Origin of the sequence: Neptuniibacter marinus (assembly GCF_001597725.1) — a bacterium.
In the GTDB taxonomy this organism is placed as follows: Bacteria; Pseudomonadota; Gammaproteobacteria; order Pseudomonadales; family Balneatricaceae; genus Neptuniibacter; species Neptuniibacter marinus.
On sequence record NZ_LUTR01000080.1, the window covers coordinates 1 to 265 of the forward strand.

Sequence of the window (265 nt, forward strand, 5' to 3'; positions counted from 1 at the left end):
ATATTATGTCTCGAAGTGCCGCGTTCGACATATTGCCAACGGATGGCCCCGTGCCCGTGGCACAACATCTAGTGACACTGAATCGCATGATTGGCAAAGCTTCTCGCACTCATCCAGAACAAAAAGCCCATTATTACGATGAACCCAAAGGTCATGTGGGATTGCGTCAAGCCATTGCGGACTTATATCGGCAGCGAGAAACGCAGTTAACACCTGACGACTTATGCATTACTTCTGGCTGCCAGCCTGCTTTGTTTCTCGCTTT

The 265-nt window shown here is 49.1% G+C and carries 1 protein-coding gene; it reads left to right on the forward strand.

Annotation, left to right across the window (positions count from 1 at the left end; all coding sequences use genetic code 11):
• On the forward strand, nucleotides 1-265 hold a 265-nt coding region (locus A3774_RS16855; protein WP_331709322.1), incomplete at both ends, for an aminotransferase class I/II-fold pyridoxal phosphate-dependent enzyme.